At 61.6% G+C, this 3088-nt stretch carries 3 protein-coding genes and 1 pseudogene; all 4 read right to left on the bottom strand.

Features of this window, described 5'->3' with window-relative positions; all coding sequences use genetic code 11:
* Positions 1–697: NADH-quinone oxidoreductase subunit M (locus EN991_RS29505; RefSeq protein WP_164769455.1), on the bottom strand; the 697-nt coding region annotated here is incomplete at its 3' end.
* On the bottom strand, positions 697–2670 hold the full coding sequence (gene nuoL, locus EN991_RS29500; RefSeq protein ID WP_127370070.1) for an NADH-quinone oxidoreductase subunit L: 1974 nt from the start codon (positions 2668–2670) through the stop codon (positions 697–699). The genes EN991_RS29505 and nuoL, both read right to left, overlap by 1 nt.
* A gap of 10 nt (positions 2671–2680) precedes the next feature.
* Entirely contained in the window at positions 2681–2989 is a 309-nt protein-coding gene (nuoK, locus tag EN991_RS29495; RefSeq protein WP_010910101.1) for an NADH-quinone oxidoreductase subunit NuoK, read from the bottom strand.
* A 1-nt stretch (position 2990) separates the two neighbouring features.
* Positions 2991–3088, bottom strand: a pseudogene (locus tag EN991_RS41195) (NADH-quinone oxidoreductase subunit J); the annotation flags it as partial.

Below are 3088 nucleotides of genomic sequence, written 5' to 3'. Positions count from 1 at the left end.
GCCAGGTGTGCACCGGCCACATCGGCATCTTCACCGCGAACGAGGCGAAGAAGGCAAGCCACAGCCAGGTCTGCATGTTGGCCGGGAAATTGTGGGTCAGCAGCGTCGGGATGTCGGTTGTTCCGGACTGGAAGAACATCGCCATGATGGCGAGCAGCATCAGCACCGAACCGGCGAGCGTGTAGAGGAAGAACTTGAACGAGGCGTAGACGCGCCGCTTGCCGCCCCAGACGCCGATGATGATGAACATCGGGATCAGGCCGGCTTCGAAGAAGACGTAGAACAGCACGATGTCCAACGCGCAGAACACGCCGATCATCAGCGTTTCGAGCAGCAGGAAGGCAATCATGTAGGCCTTGACGCGCTTCTCGATCGATTCCCACGATGCCAGGATGCAGAGCGGCATCAGGAACGTCGTCAGTATGACGAACAGCATCGAGATGCCGTCGACGCCCATATGGTAGGAAATGCCGGAATCGAGCCAGGCGACCTTCTCGACGAACTGGAAGCCGGACTGCGAATTGTCGAAGCCGGTCCAGATGAACAGCGAGATGATGAACGTGAACGTCGTCGTCAACAGCGCGATGGCGCGGATGTTGCGGCGTGCATTTTCGCTGTCGTCATTGATGAATAGGATAAGCAGCACACCAACCAGCGGCAGGAAGGTGACCAGCGAGAGGATTGGCCAGGCGGTCATCAGAGCATCATCCAGGTGACGAGTGCGGCAACGCCGATCAGCATGGCGAAGGCGTAGTGGTAGAGATAGCCGGTCTGCAGCTTGACGACGCGGTTGGTGACATCGACGACGCGCGCCGAAATACCGTCGGGGCCGAGGCCGTCGATGACGGTGCCGTCGCCGGTCTTCCACAGGAAGTGGCCGAGGCGCTTGGCGGGCCGCACGAACAGGAAGTCGTAGAGCTCGTCGAAATACCACTTGTTGAGCAGGAAGGCGTAGAGCCCGCGATGCTGCGCGGCCAGGTTGACCGGCATTTCCGGCGAGCGGATGTAGAATTTCCAGGCCAGCGCGAAGCCGATCAGCATGGCGATGAAGGGCGACAGTTCGACCCACAGCGGCAATTCGTGGATGTCGTGCAGGATGTGATTGTCAGGCAATGTGAACAGCGATGCCTTCCAGAACTCGGCATAGCCCTCGCCGATGAAGGCGTTGTGGAAGATGACGCCGGCAAACAGCGCGCCCGCGGCCAGGATGAACAGCGGCACCAGCATCACCGGCGGCGATTCATGGACATGGTGCATCACCTCATGGCTCGCCCGCGGCTTGCCGTGGAAGGTCATGAAGATCAGCCGCCAGGAGTAGAAGGAGGTGAAGCAGGCGGCGATGACCAAAAGCACGAAGGCCATGCCGGCAACCAAATTGTGGCCGGCAAAGGCGCTCTCGATGATGGCGTCCTTGGAAAAGAAGCCGGCGGTGCCGATGACCGTCACCGGAATGCCGACGCCGGTCAGCGCCAGCGTGCCGATCACCATCATCCAGTAGGTGGTCGGGATCAGTTTCCTGAGGCCGCCCATATTGCGCATGTCCTGCTCGTCGGACACGGCGTGGATGACCGAGCCCGAGCCGAGGAACAGCAGCGCCTTGAAGAAGGCATGCGTGAACAGGTGGAAGATCGCCGCGCCATAGGCGCCGACGCCGAGCGCCACGAACATGTAGCCGAGCTGCGAGCAGGTCGAATAGGCGATGACGCGCTTGATGTCGTTCTGGACGAGACCGACGGTGGCCGCGAAGAAGGCCGTGAAGGCACCGATGAAGGTCACGACCGTCAGCGCCGAATGCGACAGTTCGAACAGCGGCGACAACCGCGCCAGCATGAACACGCCCGCCGTCACCATGGTGGCGGCATGGATCAGGGCCGAAACCGGCGTCGGGCCTTCCATGGCGTCCGGCAGCCAGGTGTGCAGCGGCACTTGCGCCGACTTGCCCATGGCGCCCATGAACAGGAGCAGGCAGACGATCGTCATGGCCGCCTGCTTGTCCAGCGCATGGCCAAGGAAAGTCAGCACCGCGGCACCCTGCGGTGCACCTTCGGCCGGGATGAACGTCGCCGCATTGGCGAAAATAGTGCCGAGATTGACCGAGCCGAACAGCACGAACACGCCGAAGATGCCGAGTGCGAAGCCGAAATCGCCGACGCGGTTGACGACAAAGGCCTTGATTGCCGCGGCATTGGCCGACGGCTTCTTGTACCAGAAGCCGATCAGCAGATAGGACGCCAGCCCCACCCCTTCCCAGCCGAAAAACATCTGCACGAGGTTGTCCGCCGTCACCAGCATCAGCATGGCGAAGGTGAACAGCGACAGATAGGCGAAGAAGCGCGGCCGGTTCGGATCGTGGTGCATGTAGCCGATCGAATAGATGTGGACCAGCGCCGACACGGTGTTGACCACCACCAGCATGACCACCGTCAGCGTGTCGATCCGCAGCGCCCAGGACGCTTCCAGCCCACCCGACTGTATCCAGCGCAGCACGGGCACGGTGAACACCTCGCCATGGCCGAAACCGACGGTGAAGAACGCGACCCACGACAGCACGGCCGCGATCACCAGGAAACCCGAGGTGATGTATTCGGACGCCTTGGCGCCGAGCGACGTGCCGAACAGGCCGACGATCAGGAAGCCGAGCAGGGGAAGGAAGACGATGGCCTGATACATGGTGGTTCCGTCAACCCTTCATCATGTTCACGTCTTCGACCGCGATCGAGCCGCGGTTGCGGAAGAAGACGACGAGAATGGCAAGTCCGATGGCGGCTTCGGCCGCCGCGACCGTCAGCACGAACAGCGCGAACACCTGGCCGACCAGATCGCCGAGTGCTGCCGAAAAGGCGACGAAGTTGATGTTGACCGCCAGCAGGATCAGCTCGACCGACATCAGGATGACGATGACGTTCTTGCGGTTCAGGAAGATGCCGAACACGCCGAGCGTGAACAGAACAGCCGATACGGTCAGATAATGTGCGATGCCGACAACCATTTCAGAGTCCCTCGCCTGTCTTGACCTTGCGGATTTCCATGCCGGTCGCCGGTGTGCGGCCGACCTGGGCTGCGATCGACTGCCGCTTGACGCCTGGCT

Origin of the sequence: Mesorhizobium sp. M7A.F.Ca.US.005.03.2.1 (assembly GCF_003997795.1) — a bacterium.
Lineage (GTDB): Bacteria > Pseudomonadota > Alphaproteobacteria > Rhizobiales > Rhizobiaceae > Mesorhizobium > Mesorhizobium ciceri.
The sequence above is the reverse complement of the archived record's forward strand: the minus strand, read 5'-3'. Positions and strand labels throughout refer to the sequence as shown.

Bases quoted from the DNA above. Each gene is read 5' to 3' on its own strand.
- nuoL (WP_127370070.1), bottom strand. From the start codon at position 2,670: ATGTATCAGGCCATCGTCTTCCTTCCCCTGCTCGGCTTCCTGATCGTC.
- nuoK (WP_010910101.1), bottom strand. From the start codon at position 2,989: ATGGTTGTCGGCATCGCACATTATCTGACCGTATCGGCTGTTCTGTTC.